At 46.2% G+C, this 23467-nt stretch carries 23 protein-coding genes and 2 pseudogenes; 15 read left to right on the top strand and 10 right to left on the bottom strand.

The features are described 5' to 3' along the window. Window positions 1-770: 770 nt before the first annotated feature. Window positions 771-1526, bottom strand: coding sequence for a replication initiation protein RepE (gene repE / locus CWM61_RS24355; RefSeq protein ID WP_012539983.1), 756 nt, complete (start codon window positions 1524-1526; stop codon window positions 771-773). A 630-nt stretch (window positions 1527-2156) separates the two neighbouring features. Between repE and CWM61_RS29515 the strand changes: the two genes are divergently transcribed. Both CWM61_RS29515 and CWM61_RS24345 read left to right on the top strand, forming a co-directional pair. After that, window positions 2157-2270, top strand: coding sequence for a hypothetical protein (locus CWM61_RS29515; RefSeq protein ID WP_032072094.1), 114 nt, complete (start codon window positions 2157-2159; stop codon window positions 2268-2270). Window positions 2271-2398: 128 nt separating this feature from the next. Continuing rightward, window positions 2399-2656 (top strand): hypothetical protein, encoded by a 258-nt coding sequence (locus CWM61_RS24345; protein ID WP_032408936.1) that lies wholly within the window; start codon window positions 2399-2401, stop codon window positions 2654-2656. A 57-nt stretch (window positions 2657-2713) separates the two neighbouring features. Here the strand turns inward: CWM61_RS24345 and CWM61_RS24340 are convergent, their stop codons facing one another. The 4 genes and pseudogenes from CWM61_RS24340 to CWM61_RS24330 form a co-directional block, all read right to left on the bottom strand. Then, complete coding sequence (locus CWM61_RS24340) at window positions 2714-3499, bottom strand: site-specific integrase (protein ID WP_022644886.1); 786 nt, start codon at window positions 3497-3499, stop codon at window positions 2714-2716. A 2-nt stretch (window positions 3500-3501) separates the two neighbouring features. After that, window positions 3502-4140, bottom strand: a complete 639-nt coding sequence (locus CWM61_RS24335; RefSeq protein WP_022644887.1) for a hypothetical protein — start codon at window positions 4138-4140, stop codon at window positions 3502-3504. Between the two features lie 48 nt (window positions 4141-4188). Beyond that, window positions 4189-4509 carry a hypothetical protein gene (locus CWM61_RS28880; protein ID WP_032072060.1) on the bottom strand — a complete coding sequence of 107 codons (321 nt, stop codon included), beginning with the start codon at window positions 4507-4509 and terminating at the stop codon, window positions 4189-4191. A 127-nt stretch (window positions 4510-4636) separates the two neighbouring features. Next, window positions 4637-4885, bottom strand: a pseudogene (locus tag CWM61_RS24330) (hypothetical protein); the annotation flags it as partial. A 92-nt stretch (window positions 4886-4977) separates the two neighbouring features. Here CWM61_RS24330 and CWM61_RS24325 point away from each other — a divergent pair. From CWM61_RS24325 to CWM61_RS28875, 6 genes are all read left to right on the top strand, one after another. Next, a complete protein-coding gene (locus CWM61_RS24325; protein WP_100632079.1) occupies window positions 4978-5166 on the top strand; it encodes a hypothetical protein in 189 nt (62 codons plus the stop codon). 174 nt (window positions 5167-5340) lie between these two features. Then, complete coding sequence (locus CWM61_RS24320; RefSeq protein WP_100632078.1) at window positions 5341-6612, top strand: metallophosphoesterase; 1272 nt, start codon at window positions 5341-5343, stop codon at window positions 6610-6612. Between the two features lie 13 nt (window positions 6613-6625). Continuing rightward, complete coding sequence (locus tag CWM61_RS24315) at window positions 6626-7696, top strand: GTPase-associated system all-helical protein GASH (RefSeq protein WP_100632077.1); 1071 nt, start codon at window positions 6626-6628, stop codon at window positions 7694-7696. Then, the gene (locus tag CWM61_RS24310; RefSeq protein ID WP_206054237.1) at window positions 7693-8634 is read left to right on the top strand and encodes a TRAFAC clade GTPase domain-containing protein; all 942 of its coding nucleotides are present in this window, start codon (window positions 7693-7695) and stop codon (window positions 8632-8634) included. Before CWM61_RS24315 ends, CWM61_RS24310 begins: the two co-directional genes overlap by 4 nt. Next, window positions 8631-9509: a TRAFAC clade GTPase domain-containing protein gene (locus CWM61_RS24305; protein ID WP_227521401.1), complete on the top strand. Its 879-nt coding sequence runs from the start codon at window positions 8631-8633 to the stop codon at window positions 9507-9509. The genes CWM61_RS24310 and CWM61_RS24305 overlap by 4 nt, the downstream gene beginning before the upstream one ends. After that, on the top strand, window positions 9485-11461 hold the full coding sequence (locus tag CWM61_RS28875) for a hypothetical protein (RefSeq protein WP_165785306.1): 1977 nt from the start codon (window positions 9485-9487) through the stop codon (window positions 11459-11461). Before CWM61_RS24305 ends, CWM61_RS28875 begins: the two co-directional genes overlap by 25 nt. A gap of 59 nt (window positions 11462-11520) precedes the next feature. Here CWM61_RS28875 and CWM61_RS30240 read toward each other — a convergent pair. After that, window positions 11521-11813, bottom strand: a pseudogene (locus tag CWM61_RS30240) (hypothetical protein); the annotation flags it as partial. 377 nt (window positions 11814-12190) lie between these two features. On the opposite strand from CWM61_RS30240, the gene CWM61_RS24290 reads away from it, so the two are divergent. Both CWM61_RS24290 and CWM61_RS24285 read left to right on the top strand, forming a co-directional pair. Then, entirely contained in the window at window positions 12191-12775 is a 585-nt protein-coding gene (locus tag CWM61_RS24290; RefSeq protein ID WP_100632074.1) for a hypothetical protein, read from the top strand. 176 nt (window positions 12776-12951) lie between these two features. Next, complete coding sequence (locus tag CWM61_RS24285) at window positions 12952-14781, top strand: hypothetical protein (protein ID WP_100632073.1); 1830 nt, start codon at window positions 12952-12954, stop codon at window positions 14779-14781. A gap of 168 nt (window positions 14782-14949) precedes the next feature. On the opposite strand, the gene ppl is transcribed toward CWM61_RS24285, so the two are convergent. Beyond that, the gene (gene ppl, locus CWM61_RS24280) at window positions 14950-17637 is read right to left on the bottom strand and encodes an anti-phage protein Ppl (protein WP_100632072.1); all 2688 of its coding nucleotides are present in this window, start codon (window positions 17635-17637) and stop codon (window positions 14950-14952) included. A gap of 150 nt (window positions 17638-17787) precedes the next feature. Further along, window positions 17788-18618 (bottom strand): hypothetical protein, encoded by an 831-nt coding sequence (locus CWM61_RS24275; RefSeq protein ID WP_100632106.1) that lies wholly within the window; start codon window positions 18616-18618, stop codon window positions 17788-17790. A 250-nt stretch (window positions 18619-18868) separates the two neighbouring features. Here CWM61_RS24275 and CWM61_RS24270 point away from each other — a divergent pair, with 250 nt between their 5' ends. Continuing rightward, window positions 18869-19051 carry a hypothetical protein gene (locus CWM61_RS24270; RefSeq protein WP_100632071.1) on the top strand — a complete coding sequence of 61 codons (183 nt, stop codon included), beginning with the start codon at window positions 18869-18871 and terminating at the stop codon, window positions 19049-19051. Between the two features lie 116 nt (window positions 19052-19167). On the opposite strand, the gene CWM61_RS24265 is transcribed toward CWM61_RS24270, so the two are convergent. Both CWM61_RS24265 and CWM61_RS24260 read right to left on the bottom strand, forming a co-directional pair. Then, on the bottom strand, window positions 19168-20058 hold the full coding sequence (locus tag CWM61_RS24265) for an HNH endonuclease (protein WP_100632070.1): 891 nt from the start codon (window positions 20056-20058) through the stop codon (window positions 19168-19170). Next, window positions 20055-21866, bottom strand: coding sequence for an AAA family ATPase (locus tag CWM61_RS24260; protein WP_227521400.1), 1812 nt, complete (start codon window positions 21864-21866; stop codon window positions 20055-20057). The genes CWM61_RS24265 and CWM61_RS24260 overlap by 4 nt, the downstream gene beginning before the upstream one ends. Window positions 21867-22145: 279 nt before the next feature. Between CWM61_RS24260 and vapB the strand changes: the two genes are divergently transcribed. The 4 genes from vapB to CWM61_RS24240 are packed head-to-tail and all read left to right on the top strand — an operon-like array spanning window position 22146 to window position 23264. Further along, on the top strand, window positions 22146-22376 hold the full coding sequence (gene vapB / locus CWM61_RS24255; RefSeq protein WP_100632068.1) for a type II toxin-antitoxin system VapB family antitoxin: 231 nt from the start codon (window positions 22146-22148) through the stop codon (window positions 22374-22376). After that, window positions 22373-22789: a type II toxin-antitoxin system VapC family toxin gene (locus CWM61_RS24250; protein ID WP_100632067.1), complete on the top strand. Its 417-nt coding sequence runs from the start codon at window positions 22373-22375 to the stop codon at window positions 22787-22789. The genes vapB and CWM61_RS24250 overlap by 4 nt, the downstream gene beginning before the upstream one ends. A gap of 33 nt (window positions 22790-22822) precedes the next feature. Then, window positions 22823-23017 (top strand): hypothetical protein, encoded by a 195-nt coding sequence (locus CWM61_RS24245; protein WP_100632066.1) that lies wholly within the window; start codon window positions 22823-22825, stop codon window positions 23015-23017. Window positions 23018-23033: 16 nt separating this feature from the next. Continuing rightward, window positions 23034-23264, top strand: a complete 231-nt coding sequence (locus CWM61_RS24240; RefSeq protein ID WP_100632065.1) for a hypothetical protein — start codon at window positions 23034-23036, stop codon at window positions 23262-23264. The last annotated feature ends 203 nt before the right edge of the window (window positions 23265-23467 follow it).

The raw sequence follows: 23467 nt of genomic DNA, 5'->3' as shown, positions 1-23467 counted from the left end.
ATGTTGCAAGTAAAAAATCATGTTGTTTTGATTTCGCTCTCAACAATTGGAGGGTTTGGACAAGCCAGAAGGGTGTTCCACTCAAACACCGTTCTGAATCGCAATTTTACGCTCAGGGGCTGATTTTTGTTACGACCGTTCAAAGATAGCTTTTCTGTAACAGTGCTCGCCGCAGCCATGAGACCGAGCGTAGCGAGCGAACTGGCGAGGAAGCAAAGAGCAGCCGTTCAGGCAGATAGCTCTTACGCCCAATACATGAATAGGTTTCCATCCTCTGTTGGAAACAGGTCAACTTTGCAGGCAGCCCTGACTGTGGGATACGGGTCAGGCCGGGTCTGCGGGAAACACCCCAAGCGCAGGCACACGCGCAGATAGCCTGTTAAGGGCAATAAGTGTGACAATCTGCCCTCATCAGTTATGACGAGCTCGACCACTGCCTCAGGCCTTGCGACTAAAGGGAAGAGGGAAAGAGGGGGAAATCAACTGTGACAAACTGCACTTATTCAACTGTGACAAACTGCACTCATTTAACTGTGACAAACTGCACTCGTTTAACTGCGACAAACTGCACTCGTTTAACTGCGACAAACTGCCTTCATGTATTGTGACAAATTGCCCTCAAACTTGGTTTCACTACCGGTTACAGCCAAAAAAGTATTAATAAGCGCAGGCTGCCAGGGAGGGAACAGCAAAACTGTGACAAATCACCCTCAACCTGCCGGATCAAATGTGACGAACCACCCTCAAATCTGTGACAGATAACCCTCAAACTATTCCGTTGTAAGGGAGGTGATATCACGGAAAGAGAATACGATATGAGTTGTCTGGCGGCCTTTCTTTTTCTCGATGTAAGAGAGGCGCATTGGTGTCCGGCTGTTGATCTCATCAACACTTGCCTGCAGGAAACGGCGGCGAAAGTCCGGCATACGCTGGTAACTTTGAGGTAACTGGTAGCGCTCCATGATCCAGTCGATTTTCAGGGACACGACACCTGAGCCATCAGGTTTACGGTACTGACACAGGGATTCGTATAAACGCATGGCATACGGATTGGTAATCTCTTTTGTTTCACTGAGCCGGAACTGCGTAAACCGGTTCTGTAACCCGATAAAAAAGGGAATGAGATAAGGGTTGATATGTACGCTGTAAAGCCCTCTGGATGGGCTGTGGGCACGTTTGATAAACCAGGGAAAGGATTCATACCCTTTTTCATCGCCGTCATCCTCTTCAGGGCGATAGAAAACCACTTCCTTACCCGCAAAACCTTTCAAAGCCTGTCGTATATCCTTGCTGGCTTCAGCGGAGGTCAGCCCGAATGTTTCAGCGTATTTAGCAACATGAATTTCGCAGATACCGTCGTGTTCCTGCAGCGAACCATCGGATTTCCTAATCTGGTCAACGAACAGATACAGCATACGCTTTTGATCCCTGGAGAGACTATATGCCGCCTCAGTCAGCTCATTTGACTGGACAATCCGCGGGCTATTTTTACGTTTTTTGTGGTTTATAACCGCTATTTCCGCCATGACAGATCCATGTGAAGTGTGACAGGTTTTCAGATTGTCACACTTCATAAAACAGAGTCAACAGGGATGGATAACTTTGTAAAAAGCAACGCCATCTGAGGGCAATTTGTCACAGGGTTAAGGGTGATTTGTCACAGAAAGGACGGCTATTTGAGGGTGATTTGTCACACTGAAAGGGCGGTTTGTCACAGTTCCCCCTCTGGAACCCGCATGGATAAAGGCCTGCGGGCATTCTAAAAATAAAGATCTAACAACTATAAAAAAAGATCTTATAAAAATATCCCGGTGGATAAGTGGATAACCCCTGGGTAAGGAAATTTTTCATGCATTGAGCGTCAGCAGAATATGAAAAGTACTCTCCCCTGGTGCTTCCTCGCTCACTCGGGGCTTCGCCCTGTCGCTCGGCTGCGGCGAGCACTGCTGGCTCGATCATATCCGTGGCCGGAAGATGCTACTCCTCCCCCTAGTCGCTCTCCAGTACCCGCTACAGCGAGGCAAGCCGCACGAAGATTTCTATCGTCCCTGCAGGCATATTCGAATCGTTTTATTACCGCTGGTTGCCGTCGTGACAGAACACTACTTCCTGTAAAGGGGGACTAAGGCCCCTGAGTCACACACCTGAAATTAATAATGCGGAGTTTTACGATAATGACCTTGCTGGAAATTTTCCTGACCGCCTCTCCCGCTTCTCAGGGGGCAACAATCCTGTTCCTTGCCATGCTGATCTACTGGCAAAAGCGATAAATCCATGCGAGCTGGCCTTTGGCCAGCTTCACTGTGTAAGGGGAAAAATGCGGCACATCCAGACATTTCACTAGGCAATTTGAGTTCAGCTATTTAAGCTTGGGATCCGGACAATATGAGGTAACAAGATGAAACTTGAAGCTATACAGATAGATAAGACCGTAAGAAGTAGTCTTACTTCTTTCACTGACGGGGTGATTATTCGTGATACAAAGGTATTGATCACGCTCAATCTCCCGGATGGTTGGAAACCCACTTTTGAGGGAGAATGGCGGGATATGTCGGACGCCGACAAATTGTCAGCTCGTATTAAAATGCTGCAGCATGCGATTTATGAGCGGTATAAGGGATATAGTGCAGATATTCCCGCCAGCTGGGCCAGATAACTTCTGACAGACCTCACCGGCGAGCAGGACGTTCGCCAGCATCATTCTCCTGAGTAATTAAATATTCCCTTTCAGCATGGCTACCGCATCCGCTTCGGGCATCTGAAACTGAACTCGATGCCGCGCAGCAACATCAAGTGCGAATACCTTCGTATAGACTTCCGTCGAGCTCAGTGACTTGTGTCCCATCAGGCTCTGCAACACTTTCAGCGGTATGCCAGCATACAGCATGTGCATCGCGTAGGAGTGACGGAACGTATGGGGGGTCACCGGTACTGAGAACGTCACCCCGTCGGCGGCAGCTGCGTCAACAGCTTCATTCAGCCAGGTACGGACGGTACGATCGGTGATTTCCCAGATGCGTGCCTTCTCCGTTCGGCCGGTGCGCTTGTTGCGACGTTCGAGAGGGATTTTCAGGGTGGCCACCATCATCTGCAGCTGGCTGACGTAGTGGTGATCGGAAAGGGGAACCAGACGATGGATCTTACTGCCTGCGGGGGCACGACCTGCCGTCCTTGCCGCTTTCTCGGTGCGCTGCTTGAGCGTGGCCAGTTGTACGAACGGATATGGCGGCGCCAGCGAAAAATCCCCTCTTGTCAGCGCCAACGCTTCATTAATTCGCGCCCCGGTATTCCACAGAGTGGCCAGCAATATCTTTCTGTGCAGATCGGGGACGTAATGAAGCAGGGCGCTCACTTCGGGCGCCAGCAGGTATTTCGGCAGTTCATCCTGCACCAAAGCCATCTGGCGCAGCGCCAGTGCTGCCTGATAATCGATAGTCAAAGGCAGTTGTGTTTGCTTTTCTTGGCTAATAAATGTTGAAAGACCAGTCAAATTATCCATTACTATCGTTTCTTGCCATTTACGTTTTTGCGATCACAATGCACTAAGCGCCAGTACCTTTTTCTTGCTTTATGGAGCAGGAACAACACGCCCTGTTTACCTTTTAAATGTATAGAATCCGGCAACCCAACCTCACGGCGAAGCTTGGCGGCCAGAAGAAAAGCTTTAATTGCCTGAGTTAAGACATACACACGATCTTCATAGTGAAAATACATATAGCCAGTATCTACAGTCTCTGGCTTTAATGTGAGAAGCATTACAGCCAGATTGGCATCGAACTCACGAATTTTGAATATATAGTTTGTATTTAGAGTACGCCAGTCACCGGATACACTTGATAAATTCAAAGTGGGTATCTTTTCTGCCTTATAATGGAGAAGACGCTTTTCAGTATCCACTTCTAACCATTTAATCGCATAGTACTCCAGCAAAAAGACCAACTCCGTAGCAATAAAAAGTCGCTCACTGGCCTGCTGCGCAGCAGTAGCTCTTTCCTCACGTCTGCGGGTGAAATGATGGGTCAGGCTGACACCGCCGAGTGCAGCTCCGATTGACGAAACCGCCGTAATGATCTGCGGCCACAGACTGGCGCTGTCCTTGACCACCTTCACGCCCTCAGTCGCAATAAACCAGTCAGCCATATGTGTTCCTTTATTGATAAATCCCGCCAGTCATATTCATTTAGCTACTTAGCAGCACCAGTCTGGTCTGGGCGGTAGTTCTGAATAATTTGCACAATCTTCAGTACCTAGGGTGATCGACGCATACTCGAAGCCATGTGAGAGGTCATATTCACTTGCTCCTGCGGGTACGTTCGTATATCCCCCAATCACTGAAGAGGGAGCCTGCCATGCTGCGCAGCCATCAGAGAGCCAACGCCATGCAAGTTCGTTTCCTTGCGAGTCCAGTAACTGAACCATTTCTTTTCCGTAACTATTCGCAGTTTGATATACCCAGACGGAATTCATGGCCTTGCTAATGAGATCCCGAATAACTTGATCAATATCCATTTAATACCTTATTGAATAGTCCCGCCTCGTAATCATCACCCGCTGACGCACCTGACCGTCACACCGGATGACATTCGCCTGCGAAATCATCACTCACATGATAATAATCAGCCATATAACCACGGAACTAAATTACCGGATGGCCGTTCCGTCCGGATCCGACTTTTATCGCTATGCCAAGTTTCCGGAAGTATACCACGGTCAGGGAATAAGCAAAGCGGCGTTTTCCGGTGGTGAGCGGCCGGTCGCGGGGCAGGGGAGGGACACAACATATAGCGTCATTTTCAGCTGGGAACACCGCTACATCTTGTGTCACCGGGCCGCTGCGCGCCGGAGGCCGGAAAGCAGATCCGGAACATGCTTTTTTCGGATCTGCTGAGAGGAGAAGAGGGATTATTGCAGGATAAGCACAAAAAACAGTGAATTGTTGTGATGAGAGGATTATTGTTATTCAGGAAAGAAAGGGCAATGATTATTGCCCTGAGTGAACAAATCATCCTGACGGCGAATCAGCTACGAAGCGGCACGCATCATTTTTCTGCAAGAACATCCGTCCTGACCTCTGACAGTGTGGACGCTGTTGAAGGCCGCTTTGTGCCAAAAGCGGAAGTTAATCAGATGCGTCACAATGAACAGTCAATTGATTGCTATATCTGAGAGCACAAACTGATGTTATTTTGGAGTGCTCTGCCCCTGAAAAAAACAGAAGGAGTGAACATGCTCAGACGCTGGTAATGGATCATAGCAGTAAAATGGGAAACCTTTTGATAGGATAGTACATCTGATTTTTAATTAGCTTTGACGGTTGGCCAAACCTGAAGGAGTCGTACTTTGCTCATATTGCACTTATCTGATATTCATTTTCGAAAATCTGAAATTCAGACCGCTCAGGATCCAAACTTCCATTTAAGGAATGAGTTGATTCGTGATGCTGCACAGAAGTGTGCGCACATAGGTGTACCTGATGTAGTGATTGTATCGGGAGACATTGCATTTTCAGGGGATCCCGAGGAATTTTCATTTGCTACGGACTGGCTTGAGCGTCTCTGCGAAGCTTGTCAGTGCTCAATGGCATCGGTATTTGTTGTACCGGGCAACCATGATGTTGTGCGAAACTTAGCGGATCGAAATTTAGTTCAGATGATCCACCGAACAATCAAGTCAGCACCAAATCCCAATGCTGAGATTATGAAACAGTTAAGCGATCCTGATCCCCGACGATTACTTTATGAAAGTCTGGACAACTACAATCAATTCGCACAGCAATTTTTCTGTGACTTACTTCCCCCTGATAGGACTCGAGTTGTTCGAGACCTTGTGTTAAATGATGGCTCGACTTTAAGACTTTGGGGGCTTAATAGTTCATTTGTTTCAAGTAGCAATGATCGTCCTGGCGAGTTGTTTGTTGATCCTGCTAGCCTCCAGATTACGCGTGGAGATGGTGTTGTTAATGCAGTTATTACTCATCATCATCTTACTTGGTTAGGTAATGCGCGTGAGCTTGAAGATCATCTTAATGACGTGGCTCCATTACAAATTTTCGGTCATATACACACTAATCGAGTAGACATGGTTCGCGATTATGTGCGGCTTACAGCTAGCGCCATGAACCCTGATCGGCATGAAGATGGCTGGGAACCCGGGTACAATCTTATTGAATTAGATGTTAGCGGGGAGCCAACAAGGCGAATGCTTAACATTCGAGCTCATATCAGAGTGTGGCAAACTGCACCAGGCGGATTTCAGGCGAAAATGGATAGAAACTCTTCCATATTTGAGCATTCTATACGTCTGGAAGACTGGAATTCATCGACTGAAACATCCTCAGGTTTTGTTGCACAATTTCCTCCGTCTGCGCACATATCAGAAATAATGTCTGTGAGGGAAGGAAATTCAATGAATACCCTTCGTGAGCTTGGTCTGCGTTTCTACCGCTTAACATTTAGTCAAAAATTAGAGATTGCCGGGCGTCTGGAGTTGTTAGAAGACGACGATATGCGTTTACCTGACTATGAACGTTTTCGACAAGTATTACTCAGAGCTCATGAGAGAGGAATGCTTGATGAGTTTGCAGCAGCTGTGACCGAAGTTGAACAACGATAAAGGGACAATAAGTATGGCAATGTTAACATTCGCGGATCGTTATGCTGAAGCGGGTTTATCTCCTACATCAGAAACAATAATTTCTCGTCAAGAACCGGTCAAACGGATCGTGGAAAATATTAATGAACAGCAAATACTTGATTTAGCATCATTTTACTACGGCAATGCTGATGTTTCTTTAGAATGGTTTCGAGATGAGTTCGCAGAAGAAGATGCAAGTTTTAGCTTGTTGAATAATGAAAGAGAAGCTCGTGTATTATCCGCATCAGTTATGGGGGAACTAATCGATCAAGAAAATGCTGTTGCTATCTTGGCGATATGTGTTGGGAGCGTAAAAGGTTTGCGTCGACCTTTACAGTCTTTGTGGCTTTTAAACAACGCCGAAGAAAGTTTTATTAAGCTGGCCATTGCAGGGAGAGCATTTCAAGATATTCCTATCAAAATAGTTCCCACTGTTACTCCCAAACTTGACGAAGAGATTGCGGCTTTGAGTGCCACAAATGATTGGGCAACGCTAATCACCCTGCTTGGAAAGATTCGGACAGAAGCCCAAACATCGGCGAAAACAGTTGCAAATCAGAGTATGGGTATACTGAAAAAAATTGAGCGACAGTCTGCATTGATGCGAGAAGAAAGCCAGATGCTTTGGTGGCTGACGGGCGGTTATAGTAGGGCTTTTAATCGTAGTTTCACTACTTTCTCAACCCAACAAGCAGCAATAACCGCCGCAATAGACTTAGGGGCTTTGACTAATTCGTCCGAATTTGGCCCTGTTGCTATACCTGCAATGCTTGAACGCGTAATTTTAACTGCTAAAAAAGGGCGCGGGGCACAGCCCAAAGAACTTTCTACAGCTATCGATGGTTTCAGTGTGGAGGAACTTCGTTGTCTTAAGGTGCCTGCAACATTACCAGCCAAACTTGCCCCTATTTCAACCGCGATTGAGTTAGCTGAGACAATTGGTATTGGTTCTTGGTATGTGCAATTTCAGTCGAGAACAGGGTTTGAATCTTCAATTCAGTTAGAGTCTCTAGCTTTGGCTGAACAACTTTACCGTGAATATCTTTTAGGGCGACTACTGTGACAAATCAGCTCAATGAAGAAGAAACTGATGTTGATGTTTTTGATCAACCGGAATCAGTTAAGGTTCAATCTGTTGATCCCACACAAGCTTGGGTATCGCTACCTACTTCTACAATGCTTACTCTGGAAGAGGCAGATCAGCTTCTGCGTTGGCGTGATGCTTCAATAATAACCATAGTTGGGGAGCGTAACGGTGGTAAAACAACATTAGTAACCGAAATATATGGCCGTTACCTACGCGGTGCTTTTGCAAATTCATATTTTTGCCATAGCCTGACATTAATGGGATTTGAACGAAAAAGCTTTCATTCTCGGGCTGAGTCAGGAAGGTCATATCCAGACACTGATAGAACTTCAGCTCAAGATGGCTTACGCTTCTTTCATTTGGCATTGTCAAATGAAACAGATCTTTTACGCCGTGATCTTCTTATTTCGGAACGTGCTGGCGAAGTTTATCGAGAGATCCGAGATCGTCCAGATCGTGCTGTAGACATGATAGAGATTCGCAAGGCAACAACTATCGCTTTTATCGTTGATGGTGAGCGCGTAGCTTTACCAAGAAAACGGTCAGAGGTTTTTTCTTCTGTAAGAAATATCGTGCGTGTTGTGATTAATTCAGGGAATATTTCATCTCACACACAGATTCAATTGGTTGTTACTAAATTTGATTTACTTGAGGGAGATGAAAAATTTCAAGCTCGAGACGCCTTAGCTACCTTTGAGCAAACTATTGAAACTATGTTGTCTGGAAGGTTTCATTTTGAAATTTTTCATACTGCTGCTCGTGCGCTACATCCTAATTCAGAGCCAGCACAAGGGTTAGCTCCACTTCTGAAAACCTGGTTGAGAGCGAAACCACTTGAACATATTGATAATCCTCGTCTTCCTGAGTTGACAGATGAATTTGATAAACTGCTAGTGAGGAGAGCTGTCCAGTGAATTCAAATTTCATAATTATGGGATTACCTGCATCAGGTAAGACAACTTTTTTAGCAGCACTCTGGCATTTGGTTGAATCTGATGAGACGAATTGTCTTTTAGAATTAGATGCTTATGAGGGGGATCTTACCTATCTTAATCGCATAGCTGAAGCATGGCGGAACTTTGAACCCGTTCCTAGAACATCTCAGGTCGGTGATATGAACGTAGCGATTCATTTGCGAAATCGCGAAACTGGTGAGAAAGGAACAGCTTTTTTTCCTGATCTGGCTGGAGAGGTCTTTGATCGACAAGTAGAAGATAGAATCTTCCGGAAAGATTTCATGAAAGGTTTTTCTGATGACGATGGGATTTTATTTTTTATTAGCTCAGATGTTAGAGAAGACCATCTATCTGTAACTGAGCTCAATGCAAGATTACCTGGTAATGGTGAAACGGAAGAGTCTTTGAACGATGGTTCTGCTGATGAGAATGTTGAAATAAGAATAACTGAATGGGAACCAAAATTATTACCTGCGCAAGTTAAAGTTGTGCAGCTTCTTAGTGATATTATTAGGCCACCCTTTGAGCCTCGCTTGCGACGAATCGCTTTATTAATATCTGCATGGGATTTAATCCATAATTCAGGAGTAACACCTAACGATTGGCTAGAGGTAAATATGCCACTTGTGGCACAATTCCTGAAGACTAATAGAGATTATTTTGACCATCAGATTTATGGTGTTTCTGCACAAGGAGTTAGCCTTTCTGATAATTCCGCAGTTGATGAGATTGCTACTTTATTAGCAAGTCGAAGAATTAAAATTGTTGGTCCGGAAAGCGAAGGGAATGATTTGACCGAACCTCTTGTATGGCTTATGTCGGCGGGCGAATGAAATTAGATCATTGCTTATTTGGTTATGATGATGGTCATAGATTGATTGCTTCATCATTACCTCTTGGTGAAGAAAGTGCTTATCTTACGGAGTTAAGTGATCTCGCTCCGGGTGTTGTTTTCGGAAGTTCAAAGGGTTATTGGACTGGTTCTCCCGCGCCTTCTATTGGGCGTTATGTTTTAATGTATACATGGCCTGCTCCAGAGATGCCAAGGCCCGGGTGTGTTTGGACTCATGCTTTATTGTTAGAGCCAGCAATGTTGGAATCTATAGAAGATTTGTCTATATTACAGGGCGTTATTACTCGTCCTGGCGTTTCTATAGAGATAGATTATTACAGACAGCCTCTGGAGGTTGATCTAAACAAAAAAAATTCCTCTCAGTTACCGTTAGATATTACAATTGTTGAAAAATTGATTGATTCACTGTATGGAAAAATAAGTACGAAAATTGAAGTTCTTTCTTCAGATAGGCTTGACCAGCCATTATTTGCTGTTTGGTCACAGCAATGGCCTAAGCTTAGACGTAATTTTCGATTCCAGACAGCTGTTTCCCGGATGCAAAGACCAACAGGCTCTGCTCGTTTTGATATTATTGCTATCTTTTCTCAAGATGAATCTAACAATTCTGAAAGTGAGAACATCTCCTCTCGTTGGTTAAATGATGCGCTAACAGATGTGCAAAGTGGAGGTAAAACTTCATTGCGTACTTTCCTATGGGAATATGGGAGAGATGTTCGCAAGCAGCGAGGATCATTTAGACCATTGACTGAAATCTATTCGCTTGGTTATAAATCTCAAGCGGGAGCTGTGCAGCGTATAATTAATATTATTTCTGAATCATTCCCTACTTTAAATGATGCGAAACATTTAAAACAACATTTAGTTGATGGTATCTTAGCTTGTCATGAGCAAATTATGTTGATCAGTAACATAATGTTGAGCGGTAATGAAAAGGAAATAATGTTCCCAGCAATTACAATGGCTGGGATTGATAATTTAATTGGTTTTTGGCCACAAAAAGCAGAGCCTGTTTTAGATCTCTTTATTTTATCATCACATTCTAGTTCTGAAAGTGGAAAAATTATATTTGAAAGCTTGATAGAGGCTATTCAATCATCTGATTTTTGGACACTTAGTTATGCTCACCCAATTGCCCGTAAAATTGTAACTGAAAGAAATCCTGAGTTTTTACTCGCAAATGGATACAAATTAGACGATATTGATGTGTTAAACTTGCTTCCTTTGGTTCCTTCCACTACTAAAGGACTTACACATTTTATAAATGACATAATTTCGCAGGATAATAAAAATATCGCAAGTATGGTGTTTGATTATTTTCCTAGTATCGCTGTCGCACAAGTTGTGCAAAGACTAAATGTAAAAACATTCGTACCAAAAGTTTGGAAGAATGAGTTTTTATCGCAATATAATTATCTTCTTAGAGATGAGGTAATTCGTAATATAACTCATTCAAGTTTACTTTTTGATATTGCGGATGTGCTTGGTTGGTTGTCGGATGCTGTGATTGTCGAAGGTTTAGAGCCTTGGTATAACTCTTTAATGGCTGTTACTAACGATCTTGATGAGCCAGAAGCAGATATGCTTGATTGTTTTTTTATTCTCCTTGCTATAAAGTCCGGTGGTGATAAAGGGCTTCATGTAATTGAAAAATTGTATGTAAATATTCATCATAAAATATTGAAGTCTAAGTTATCACAAAAAGCTCGTGATATGCTTCTTCCTCAATTACCAGATGTTGGTTGGTTACGTGGTTGGGATTTAGGTTATCGTTTCCGTTTAGCTATTGCAAAAGCGTACGTTCGCAATAGATGGTCTGTAGATAGTTATGTTGGCTTAGCTTCTGATAGTAAAGGCCGTGAATTACTAGCCGATGCAGCTTCAGATGTCGAAGGTGGACGTGAATATTCTAACGCGGCTTGGCGTTATTGATTAATTATTTTTCGAAAAGATGATAAGGATAGATTTACTTATCATCTTTTTATATTTTATTAAACTGGATCTTGGGATGATGAATAAAAACTTTCCTTTTCTGCTATTTTCAGAAAATAGAACTTATTAATCGAAGCGCATGATAGCATTAGAATTTTCCAATCATCCCCCAGCCTTCCCCCCCTCTCCAGAGCACCATTCACCGCCACGCCAACCCTCACTCCAGCCTACGTCCTACGTCATCGCCCCCAGTCAGAACGTAGGCAGCACCAGAAATATCAGCCCCATCACCAGATTAATAATCACATCATCCTGTGTATTCTGAATTCCTGGCATACCAGCTACTGTGGGAATATCACAGCAGTCAGCTATCGAGCTAAATTGCTGCGCGGAATAGTGCTACACTTTTTGCCAGCCCCTGCGGGATAGGGGGCTGCTTTTCGCTCATAGCTGCCTGTCAACCTGCACTAAAACCATTCTAAAAGTCCAATCTTGAAGTTATCCATACATCTCTCTCGAGAGATTCACGGGCAAAGATCCGACTCCACCAGAAATCGGATCAGAAGAAATTCAGGAGAGATATAATGCGAAGACAGACTCAGCAATGCTGCACAAAATGCAATAGTAATCACTAAAGATAAATATGATGCAGATTTTTATTTTTGCATCATATAAAATATTTAAATAGCATTATAATAAAAACACAAAGCTCTTTCTCAGGATGTAAAAATGAAAGATGAGAGAAAAAATAAATTATCTGCAGCAAAAGGGACTCTGACGGTACGCCACCTGCCTGCCGACGTCGATGCGGCGATCGCGGCGCAGGCGAAAGCGGCCGGTAGATCGAAAAGCGACTTCATTCAGGAATTTCTGTCAGCGTCGTTCGGCGACATCATCGGCAATTTTTCGCACGGCAGCGAGCTGGTTGCCCTGATGGATCGGGAGCTATCTGGTGTCACTGGCCTGCCGCTGACGGAAAACTGGTATGACGCCGGGCCCACTCTGGCCGAGAACCGGGAATACTGTCAGTTGTTGAACATCCGTAGTGACACAGATCTCCAGCGGATCATGATGGCGGGTGTGCCCTGGCTTTCACTGCGTATGCAGCAGCTGGATTCAGGCATTCCGCTACTACCGCAGGGGATCTCACTAACCTGTGCCCTGTTTATTGAAGCCGCTGGCCGGGAACGACCTCAGCTGAATATCTTCCGTCGTCACCTGTTCTGGTATATGGATGAAGCACTGTTCTGGCGGGAGGTAGACGCCATCCGGGCTGCCAGATTGTTGCCCGCACTGGAACATCCGGACTTCTGAAAAAAAAACCACCCCTGCGGGTGGCTTTCTGAATATGAGGCCCTGAACCTTCCCGGGACTAAGCCACTGACAGAAGGGAGAGCCGTTTTTTTCGGTGACATCCCCCGCATGGCGGCAGATGATTTAAATATGGTATGAATGAATAATAACTCACTGTACAAGAGATTTCCAGACCTATGCGTATCGACCGACGTCTGAGCAGGGATGTACTCACCGAGCATCAGCTCTATTTTATTGAATGCTGGTCCAACTTCTGCCATAAAAACAGTCCGGATACTGACCGGGTCGGGTACAGCAATCCACTCAGCACTATCCGAGAACTGCTGTTTCTTTACGAAATGGAAGATCGTTTCAGTGCCGATAAGAAAAGACTCCGGGTTGCCACTGAACTACTCGAGTTACTCGAAACCGATCTCGTTCTCAGGAGAGAGGCATTTGAGGACATCCCCGCTCAACTGGTGAGTCTTCTGGACAGAGATTTACTGGTTGATCCCACTCGCAGCCCGGTGGAAAAACGACCTCGTCTTATCTGTAGCCTCTGTGTACAACTGGCGGATATCATCGAGGCCAGTTATATCACTGAGGCTCTTGAGATGCTTGAACAGGAGTTGTTTACAGACCCCCCTCTGGATGAAAACCATGCGCGGGATATTTACTCACTGACGAACGGAGTGATGAGTTTACTCCTCACCCGGGGAATGACGCTGACGGAATGTTACCTGCTGTACATCAATATTTTCAGAAATGTGAGTCCTGAACCAGACGCTTTCCGGGCCGCCTTTCATTCGTTCCGGCAGAAACTGGTCACGCCTACTCGGGATGTGACAGTTCGGATGTTTATCACCAGTGAGAAACTGCACACCCTGCTTAACACGCAAGGACCCACATTACAGTTCAATGGATGTGTGTTCCAGCCACTTGATGAAGCCCGGCAACGCTTCTCCCTCGCTGTCGATATACCGGTTTGCTCAATGTCTGACACGTCTGCCCGTAACATGGCCGGTCAGATGCTTCGTGAATCTCTGGATGTCATTGCCTACATGGTGGGTAAGGGAGATATCACCGTCCAGAAACAGTTCATGATAATCCGGGATGAAGACGAAACCGAAGTGCCGCGCTTCGATAATGAAATCGAGGCAAACGCGGACCGGTTAACGGACGAGGAATTTGCGCGCTTCATGGTGGCGATGAACAGGCTATTCACGGATACACCGGATGTGTCCCGTAAAAAAATCAGCTCCGCATTTCGTTTTTTCCGTAACGGTATTGAAAGCCAGGTTCAGGAGAGTCGTTTCACAGCTTACTGGTCGGCACTTGAATCATTAACGCTAGGGGTTGCCCCTGGCACACCATCACATGAACAACATGTCATCAGTGTTGTGGCTCCCTGCATGGTGCTGGATTATATTGTTAAGCAACTATTTTCACTGAGAAAAGTTCTGCGCTTCATCCTGCGAGAGCCGGGACACACCTTGCGCACACCGGACATTGCTTCACTTCCGCTGGGACAGCTCTATGCCCTTCTTAAAGATGCGGATCGGGCCCGTGAACTTCAGACAGATTTACAGCACTTTCCCTATGTCATGTACCGGGTGCGTAAGCTTGCCGGGATCTGTGCGTCACCCGAGAAAATGGCGGATAAACTGGGGCAGCATGCCGAGAAAGTCACCCGACATCTTCACCGCCTGTACCTGCTAAGAAATACCATTGTGCACAATGCAGGTACCAGCCCGCACATTGACCTGCTGACGGTGAACCTTGAACACTATCTGCGAGCAACAATCAGCGCGTTGTTTAATATTGTGGTGATCCACCCAACCGTCAGTACCGCAGAGGAGGCATTTACCCGGTGCCAATTTACCAGTGAGTCAGTTTTCAGGGAACTGAACCCTCTTCACGGTATCACTGAAAAGAAAGTATACACAGCCATTGATAATCAGCTGAAAAATGGGACGCTTTCCCGTAGCGATGCACGTCTGATAGCATGGCTCAATGCTCACCCCTGACGCGCTGGAGAGGGTTGCCAGGGGAAAGGGTCACTCACCGGCTACATAGGCCTCGATCAAGCTGTTGGAGCTGCCTGATCGGGGCCTATGTTCGGGTTTTCAGACACTCAGTGGCTCGCAGGTGTACTCTTTTTACTCGTCTGTCGGCCCCAGGGAGTTGGCTGTTTCTTAGCTGAGTATCCGCTCATAGCGGGAACGAAATGCTTTTTCCCCACCCTCCATTTGCCGGCAAATCAGCTCCTTCACCGGCGTTTCCTGAAGCGCTCCACAAAGTCCCGGGTACAGGCCAGAGCGATCGTGTTGCATACTGATAACGTATTCCGCATCACCATTGACCACTATTGGGGCAGAATGCGACACGATAATCAACTGCCGGCGTTTCTTGTTTGCCATGATGGCAGGGATCACACTCATGCTCAGCATCAGGCAGTCCAGGTCGTCTTCTGGTTGATCCAGCAGGAGGGGATCGGTGCCATACGACAGGAGGAACTGCAACATGCTAGCTCCTTTTTGTCCCGGCGAAGCAGAGGAAATATCTTCCATCCCTCCTCCGGGTGTTTGGTACCGAATGTGTATCCCATCATCCGGATACCAGCATTGCAGGGCATCCAGTTGCGCTTCATTCAGACCTTTAAGGCGATTTCTGAAAGCACCGTGGAGCTCAGCCCCGACCCCCGGTTCCTCGCGATGGATAGCAAGATGCAGAGCTTTAAGCGTATCCAGCGCAAGATATTTGTTTTCCGTAGCCGACGGTAGCGGACTATACGGGCGCAGGCTGATGAAGCCATGAAGTAGCCCGCTACCGTCACCATTATCATAGATACGATCGGCAAAGTTTCCGATGCCGGTTACTGCCTGATAACCAGATACGGTGTCTTCATGCGGGGCACAGAGCGGCAGAATTTTAATTTCCAGTGCGCTGAGAGACAGAGAGGACAGAAACGCCTTTCGCTTTTCCGTCAATACCATCCGATGGTTACGCATTTCAGCCAGTAATCCTTTGGACCTCGCTGCGGAGGCCGCGATCGTCCCGTCAAGATCGGCGTAATTTCTCAGTTCCGATTTCAGCGACTCACTGCGCGTCATCAGCTCATCGAGGACGTCCGGATTGAGCCCCTGTTCTCGTAACACCATGGCCTCACGTTGTACGGTTTCCTCCTGGTTGCGAACCGCCTCTTCCAATGCGAGAAAAGGGGGCTCCTGCTTAATGGTACGGAGTTCCGCGGCATAGTCCGACAACAGAGTGTCAAGACGCTGGTCATACTTTTGCTGTACGTCCAAAAGACGCGTCATAAAAGCTGTCAGTGGCGCAGACGACTCCACCTGGAGCTCAGGGACTTGCACGGGTTCTTTCTCCTGCGCCCTCAGACCAGCGACACGCAGTTCATTATGCTCCAGAGGAAGCGTTGCCGCAGACAGTTCAGCTCGGGCCGTGGCCAGACGGGTGCAAACAGGATAGTAAGCGCTCGACCGCAACTGGCTGATGGCCCGTTCAGCATCAGACAACTCCCCCTGTAGTTTTCCCGCAATCGTCTGACTGGCCAGGTGACCACGCAGCGTGATTTGCTCATTCAGGTAGTCCCTTTCCAGTTGATCCCAGCGCTCTTTCCAGGCTCGTTTGTTGACCATCGGACTCTCGTCACAGACGCGCAGGAATGCCCCTGTGTCCGATGCCAGTTCGTAGAGCATTTTCTGGCTGTATATCGAGAGGGGAAAACGGTCTGCTGACCAGTGATTGTCCGGCACCCACTGACCTTCGCTGAAGATATGCAATTCATGACAACCACCGGGCCGCCAGCTGAGCCGAAAATCGGTGCCCTCTTTGTGGAACACACATTCGATGAAAGAATCTGTATCCATGCCCATTCCTGTCTGACTAAACAGGTTCAGCTTATTGATTTGTGACGCAGTCAGCCCTTCGTTTTTTCGCATGGCCAGACGAATACTTTCGATAAGCGTGGACTTACCACTGCCCCGGGAGCCAATCACCGCGTTGTAAAAAGGGCTAAACTCAACGGAGGCTCCATTCTGATCCACCGGCTTGCAAAGACGGGTTCTGAATGTCAGGCTGCGTAAATGTGAAGCTGGTGCCTCCGGTGGATTATCATCGAACAGCACGCAGTTTTCCGGATCGAGTAATGCATGCCTGAGACCGTCAAAATCAGGGGCTGACATCTTCAGCCAGCAGGTGCGCGCTCCCGCTTGTTCAGGGTGGTGCGCATCTGATCCCCGGAGCCATGGCAAATCCGCAATTAGACGCCGGTGAGTCCCGTTCGTAATATCTTCCTCCCGGTGTCTGATCTCCACTGCATGAGGCTTTGACTGAAAAGCGGCTGTCAGTTCTCCCTGATTAGTAAGGCTTGTCAGAACGCCTTTCGCCGCATCAATGTGTGCGAGGATACAAATCGCTTCCGGGTTACGACGGATATTACTGATGATGCCTGCGGGTCCCAGCTGAAGCACAAGCTGATGATTAGGGGTTTCACGCGAAATAGGGCAGTTGTTGTTGCACTGTGCCAGTAGTCGTTCCACCTCGGCACTGGTGCTCTTAGTGTGCAACACGGCGAGGATATGGACATTGCCGGTGGCCGTGAGCTCTACCCCCGGAAACAGAGCCAGCGGCCGGAAGTCTGCCAGTTCACCGGAATTGGCATCCCGATACATGTTTGCCAGTTCCGCTTTCAACACGTCAACCCAGGCCCCACTGTTATGGTCACTGATGACAACACAGTCGACCTGCTGTCGCATGTAAGCCAGCAGCCATTCCCGGGGCTGGAGATCCGGTACTCTATAATCATCTGAGGCCGGGGTATGGTTATGAAAATCAAATTTAAACCAGCGTGAGCCTACCGTCATTGTTTCTTTTCCATGCGGTGCCTAAGGTCATACCACTATAGAAGCATTCACCTGGTAATTCAGTAACTGTTATGATTGCTGTTGCCATGAACTTCAGTCGGTCTGGCAGAACAGTCAGAAGGCAATAAGATCTCCGTCCACATCAGGAGTCTACATATCGACAGCCTTCAGTGGCTTAAATGGCCATGCTCCCCGTTCGCCTCTTTTGCTGAATTCACTCCGGTGTACTTTTACCGTATCAGCGGAGATCACTTCAGTATACTCCAGCGTTACAGTGGCCAGCGTTGCCAGGCTACTGTCCGTCAATGTAAAGTCTTTCGGCAGACCCCATGGGCCCTGCCTGACGTTCTCGATGCTACTGAATAATTCGCGGAGATAATCGGGGAGTATTTTGCCGCGCCCGTTAATGATGGCCCGATCGCTTTCTGACAGACAACCAATTTCCGGGTGCTCCCTGGCTATAACCTGCAGGACGCCAGGGAGCCCTGGCCAGTATTTACCTTCATAACGACAGGTCAGGCCATCGAGCGTTTCATGAATATAAGAACGGTAAAGTCCCTCATTATCTTCAGCCATCCCCATCAGTTCCACAATGTGCGTGGTTCTCTTAAGTGTGAATGCGTTCCGGTTCAGGATCTCATCTCGGGCCAATATCATCTCTGCCAGTTCAGCGGCCGTCTTACTGATAGTCCGGTTCAGTTCTTCAAGCTGGTGATAATCCGCTTTCAATCGGGAAACGATATCAGCTCTACTGAAACGGCCCGCCAGTATGATTTGCTCAAGAAGACAATAACATTGCTGCCAGGTTAGTGCCTGACGGGCAATGTTCTGCCAGACCGACTGCATTTCATTCTCACGACTCAGTAGCCGCTCTATCAGTGGCCATACCGACATCCAGCAGGGACCTGCCAGCAAATCAGCCTGGTATTGTCTGAGTGTATCAGTGACATCAGTTGCAGTGCTGGTGCGGGTATAACGCATTTTTTTTCTCCAAAATCTCTGTTGCCTCATTATCCATACCAGAGCCAGACATGTCGGTAACGTAGCGAGATAAATTCCAGCGGGCATACATTACCTAGCGATTTCTCAAAACCATCAGGGTACCTGCCACTTCCGGTATTACCTTTTTTCGGATCTCCGGAGAAGAGGAGAAGGATTATTGCATGAATGGCACAAAAGGTGGCGGATTGTTGTGACTGGGGGATTATTGTTATTCAGGAAAGAAAGGGCGATGATGATTGCCCTGAGTGAACAAATTATCCTGACGGCGAATCAGCCACGAAACGGCACGCATCATTTTTCTGCCAGAACGTCCGTCCTGACCTCTGACAGTGTGGACGCTGTTGAAGGCCGCTTTGTGCCAAGAACGGAAATTGCAAACATCTTTCTCGGGGCAAGTCACTGTTGCCAATGACCTGCCCAGGAATTGGTTAGCAAATTACTACCAGATTTTGTAAAAATAGACCCTTCATATTAAAAGTATGCGTTCACTTTCAATAAGCGTCTTAATTTTCTATCTTTCATCATGTTCTAGATCCCCCTGAAAAACTCTGCTGAGTTTGCCAGGCACTGATACATAACTCTTTTCCAATAATTGGGAAAATCATTCAAATCTATAATAGGTTTCAGATTTGCTTCAATAAATGCCGACCGTAGCTGCTGAGAGGTGGCGATTGGACTAAATTGTCTTATAACTTTTGCGAAAGAGTTTCTTTGAGTAATCACTTCACTCAAGTGTTTTCCTGCCTCCAAGCGATATCTGTTAGCAATATTTAAAAGCGTGAAATGATGAATAGCTCTGTGTTTGTCTTCCTGCCGCCAGGTCGCCGGGCATTCAACATAAAAACTGATAGCTCCCGGGGTTCCGGAAACGAAATTTGCATATACCCATTGCTCACGAAAGAAAATATCCTTGTCGATATAGGGATGAATCGCCTGGTGTTCCTCATCCACTGCGAAAACTTGACCTTTCTCCCCCATATTGCAGTCGCGGCATGACGGAACTAGATTAATAGGCATCACCGAAAACTCAGGATAATGTGCAACAGGAAGAAAATGATCGATATTTTTTGTCTGTCCTATATCACCACAAAATGGGCATTTTTCACCTGATGAAACTAGCATGTCATCGTAATATTCTCTAGCGGGTTTGTTTTTATCTCGGAGATTATTTTCATAAAGGTTTTCTAATTTAACCTTTGTTAGGTTACCAACTACCAAGGTTGTAGGTGCAAGAGGGTGTGTCCTAGCGTAGGTAAATAACTGACCTGTTGAACTTAATGCTCTATATTGCTGTTCTTTATGCAAAAAAATGGGGAAGTGAGCAATGAAGTTATTTCTAACATTTATCTGCTTCATACCTTCCGAGCACTTATTAAGCATTTCGCTATAAGTTCTCGCTGGAAGAGGTAGTTTTTTCATTGTACTTTACCTTCATCCCTATTCATTATCATCGCTTTTAAAACAGTTCGCCCTTCTAATCCTATCTGTTCATTATAATTTTTTAGAATAGCTTCATAAGAAAGCCCTGAATCAACGGACTGTGATAATAAATGGTGGTATCCTGAATTTGTCACTTCAAGTAAAAACACCTCACGAGTTAAAACACCTAAGTTCTCACCGAAAGTTTCAATATCCGGACGGATAATATTTATTGCTTCTCTTGACCGCAGAACTTTCCACACGCAGGATTTTGGAACCTCTTGCAGTACTACTGGGGAATGAGTTGCAATTATTGCTACACCATTGCGTGCATCGAGTAAGTCGCTTAATGTTCGTAAAAAAGCAGAGAGCAAAGGTGGATGCAAATGAACCTCTGGTTCATCGAATAAAACCAATGACTTTTCACCAACAACATCTACTAATCTTGTGATAGTAAATAAAACAATTGCATGCCCAGAGCTCATTCGTAGCAGATACTTCTTAATATTATCATAAAGCAATTTAGTGAATTTATTATTGTCTACTTGAATCTGTGATTCATTACGTCTTAATTCTTCATATTTAGAAATGAGACTGATGAGTTCCATATTGGAAAAGTTTTCATCACTACTTAGTTTTTTAATGGCTTCAAGCCAGAGTTGTCTCTTTCTATCTGCTCTCATGCAACCAATAAATGCTGAAACGAATTCCAGACGAAGATCGTCTAGTGATTTTAAACTATTACTGGCAGCATTCTTAAGTCCAATATAAAAATATTGTGTACCTTTTGCAGGGTCTGGTTGTTCTTTAGGAGGAGTAAAAGGATCAAATGCGCTAAACGAAACTGAAATAAGCGATCGAAAATATCCTTTTGGGATTCGTGACTCGATAAATCTATTATTTTCAGAGAAAAAATACTCATTGCTTTCTGGATTGGTGATTGCACCAATCATCCCATTCAAAATTGTTGTTTTGCCACACCCATTCCGCCCGATAAAAGCATGAATGTTCGTGCTGGGCATTGAATTAACCGCCACTTCAAAAGGTATAGTTAAATCACTGAATCCGGAAGCACCTTTTCTGTTAAATGAAAAGTGGAAATCTGACAATTCCGGCAAACCATTTAACACGCGTGCGAACTGCCCATGAATTTCTGAAAGAGTGACCCCTCTAAGTAATGAGGTGTTAAGGACACTTTCATTTTCAATGTCGACTAATCGATTTGGCCGTACTACTAAATCCTGCATAGCTTTAAGAAGGTTATTTTTAAAATCATTGCTTAACTTGCTGAGATTAACATAATAGTCAATACTTTCACCTAAGGAAAAAAACATTTCAGGGAGTTGACTGAATTTTTTATCTATTAATGAATAAGTACTTACTTCTTCTTTTTGACCGATAAAACCAATTTTAACATTTCCGATATCGCATTTTTCACCATGCTCATCAAAGACAGTAAGATAAAACATTGTAACAAATGAATAATCATTCCAGCCATCTGCCCGTAGGAAGGCCTTATTTTTTTCCACTGCAGGAATATACCCACCTCTTTCAATAACCCTAAACTCTAACATATAGTAACCCTTAACTTTTATTAAAATAACCGAAATGTATTTGGCGGCAACACAGGATCTTTCATTTAAGTTACTCCCTATTACATACATTTTCCATCTAACAATTAGTAGTATTGAACTTAACAGGTTATCGTGACCTGCTTCCGGTTGATTATTACACGCCAATGTTAGTCCTACATCCCTGCGGTTATGACAAATGCCAACTTCCGCTCCTCGCTCATAGCTGCCTGTCAACCTGCACTAAAACCATTCGAAAAATTCAATACTGGCGTTATCCATACTGCTCTCTTGAGCGGTTCATCGGCAAAGATCCAACTCAGCAACTTTTCGGATCTGCGGTGAAAAAACGAGAAAAGGATATGTTAAGCATATCTATATGCCGGGCATCTGCATAGGGCAGGCATACGCATATGGTTGTCATCTGCATATGTGACACCTATACAAACAGCTCAGGTAGGCATATACTGCACATATGCAATCACACACCATGCAGATCGGAGAGGAGGAACATCCATGCGCACAGTTTCGATATTCAAAAACGGCAATAACCGCGCCATCCGTCTGCCCCGGGACCTGGATTTTGACGGCGTCAGCGAGCTGGAGATCGTCCGGGAAGGGGACAGCATCATCCTGCGTCCCGTCCGCCCGACCTGGGGCTCATTCGTGCAGCTGGACAGGGCCGATCCAGACTTTATGGCGGAGCGTGAAGATGTGGTCAGCGATGAAGGACGCTTTGAGCCATGAAGAAAACCTGGATGCTCGACACTAACATCTGCTCGTTCATCATGCGCGAGCAGCCAGCAGTGGTGCTGAAGCGCCTGGAGCAGACGGTGCTGCGTGGTGACCGCATCGTGGTCTCGGCCGTGACGTATGCCGAGATGCGCTTCGGCGCCACCGGCCCGAAGGCCTCGCCGCGCCATATTCAGCTGGTCGAAGCGTTCTGCGCGCGCCTCGATGCCATCCTGCCCTGGGACCGCGCCGCGGTGGACGCCACGACGGACATCCGGGTGGCGCTGCGCCTCGCCGGGACACCGATCGGCCCGAACGACACGGCCATTGCCGGACATGCCATCGCGTCGGGCGCCATCCTGGTGACGAACAATGTGAGAGAGTTTGAGCGGGTACCGGGCCTGGTGCTGGAAGACTGGGTAAAATAAAACCGATAAAAATATGTAACGGAGACAACTGGCATGATGTCACAACACAAGAGCTTAACCGGGCATATTAACACTTTAATCCAGACCGGATTAACCCCTGAACAGGCTGACATTTTAACCGATGCCTTAAAACAATGCCTCGGGCGTGAGGATATGAACGAAACGGTCGCTAATGAACTTCATTTTCTGATGATGAAGTTAGCCGCGGTTAAGACGGCAGGTAACTAAATCCGGAGGTGATCTCATGAGTTACGGCTGGCTCTTCGACAATCCGGATGATGAAATTTCGGGTGATAATCATATCGATCTGGAACACCTCCCTCCGGAGCTAAAACAGGTTGCTCTCCAGATAGTACAGAATCAGATCGATCGTGATACTGCGGAGAAAAAACTGGCACAATTAATACAGCAGCTTGAGTTTGATATCACCGCAGCCGAACTCTCAGCGTATTTTTTTAAACCGGGCCATGCTTGATCGATGACCACGTGCGGAACTTACTGAAGGCCCTGATGCGTTGTTGCGCGATCATCGTATCGTGATCCCGGTCATCCCTTTAGCCCGAATGCGCTCCGGTGCTATCCTGGCCCGAAGCCGCAATGCGACTGGCCGGTGTGTCGTTCTGTTGACCAGTAATATGCGGGCGTTTGTGAAGATCACCGGACTGGCGCTGGAAAGCG

Source organism: Klebsiella sp. K-Nf6 (genome assembly GCF_002806655.1).
GTDB classification, from domain to species: Bacteria; Pseudomonadota; Gammaproteobacteria; order Enterobacterales; family Enterobacteriaceae; genus Klebsiella; species Klebsiella variicola.
The sequence above is the reverse complement of the archived record's forward strand: the minus strand, read 5'-3'. Positions and strand labels throughout refer to the sequence as shown.

Excerpts from the sequence above, each read along its gene's own strand:
- repE (WP_012539983.1), bottom strand. The coding sequence starts at position 1,526 with ATGGCGGAAATAGCGGTTATAAACCACAAAAAACGTAAAAATAGCCCG.
- CWM61_RS29515 (WP_032072094.1), top strand. The coding sequence starts at position 2,157 with ATGCGGAGTTTTACGATAATGACCTTGCTGGAAATTTTCCTGACCGCC.
- CWM61_RS24345 (WP_032408936.1), top strand. The coding sequence starts at position 2,399 with ATGAAACTTGAAGCTATACAGATAGATAAGACCGTAAGAAGTAGTCTT.
- CWM61_RS24340 (WP_022644886.1), bottom strand. The coding sequence starts at position 3,499 with ATGGATAATTTGACTGGTCTTTCAACATTTATTAGCCAAGAAAAGCAA.
- CWM61_RS24335 (WP_022644887.1), bottom strand. The coding sequence starts at position 4,140 with ATGGCTGACTGGTTTATTGCGACTGAGGGCGTGAAGGTGGTCAAGGAC.
- CWM61_RS28880 (WP_032072060.1), bottom strand. The coding sequence starts at position 4,509 with ATGGATATTGATCAAGTTATTCGGGATCTCATTAGCAAGGCCATGAAT.
- CWM61_RS24325 (WP_100632079.1), top strand. The coding sequence starts at position 4,978 with ATGATTATTGCCCTGAGTGAACAAATCATCCTGACGGCGAATCAGCTA.
- CWM61_RS24315 (WP_100632077.1), top strand. The coding sequence starts at position 6,626 with ATGGCAATGTTAACATTCGCGGATCGTTATGCTGAAGCGGGTTTATCT.
- CWM61_RS28875 (WP_165785306.1), top strand. The coding sequence starts at position 9,485 with ATGGCTTATGTCGGCGGGCGAATGAAATTAGATCATTGCTTATTTGGT.
- CWM61_RS24290 (WP_100632074.1), top strand. The coding sequence starts at position 12,191 with ATGAAAGATGAGAGAAAAAATAAATTATCTGCAGCAAAAGGGACTCTG.
- CWM61_RS24285 (WP_100632073.1), top strand. The coding sequence starts at position 12,952 with ATGCGTATCGACCGACGTCTGAGCAGGGATGTACTCACCGAGCATCAG.
- ppl (WP_100632072.1), bottom strand. The coding sequence starts at position 17,637 with ATGACGGTAGGCTCACGCTGGTTTAAATTTGATTTTCATAACCATACC.
- CWM61_RS24275 (WP_100632106.1), bottom strand. The coding sequence starts at position 18,618 with ATGCGTTATACCCGCACCAGCACTGCAACTGATGTCACTGATACACTC.
- CWM61_RS24270 (WP_100632071.1), top strand. The coding sequence starts at position 18,869 with ATGATGATTGCCCTGAGTGAACAAATTATCCTGACGGCGAATCAGCCA.
- CWM61_RS24265 (WP_100632070.1), bottom strand. The coding sequence starts at position 20,058 with ATGAAAAAACTACCTCTTCCAGCGAGAACTTATAGCGAAATGCTTAAT.
- vapB (WP_100632068.1), top strand. The coding sequence starts at position 22,146 with ATGCGCACAGTTTCGATATTCAAAAACGGCAATAACCGCGCCATCCGT.
- CWM61_RS24250 (WP_100632067.1), top strand. The coding sequence starts at position 22,373 with ATGAAGAAAACCTGGATGCTCGACACTAACATCTGCTCGTTCATCATG.
- CWM61_RS24245 (WP_100632066.1), top strand. The coding sequence starts at position 22,823 with ATGATGTCACAACACAAGAGCTTAACCGGGCATATTAACACTTTAATC.
- CWM61_RS24240 (WP_100632065.1), top strand. The coding sequence starts at position 23,034 with ATGAGTTACGGCTGGCTCTTCGACAATCCGGATGATGAAATTTCGGGT.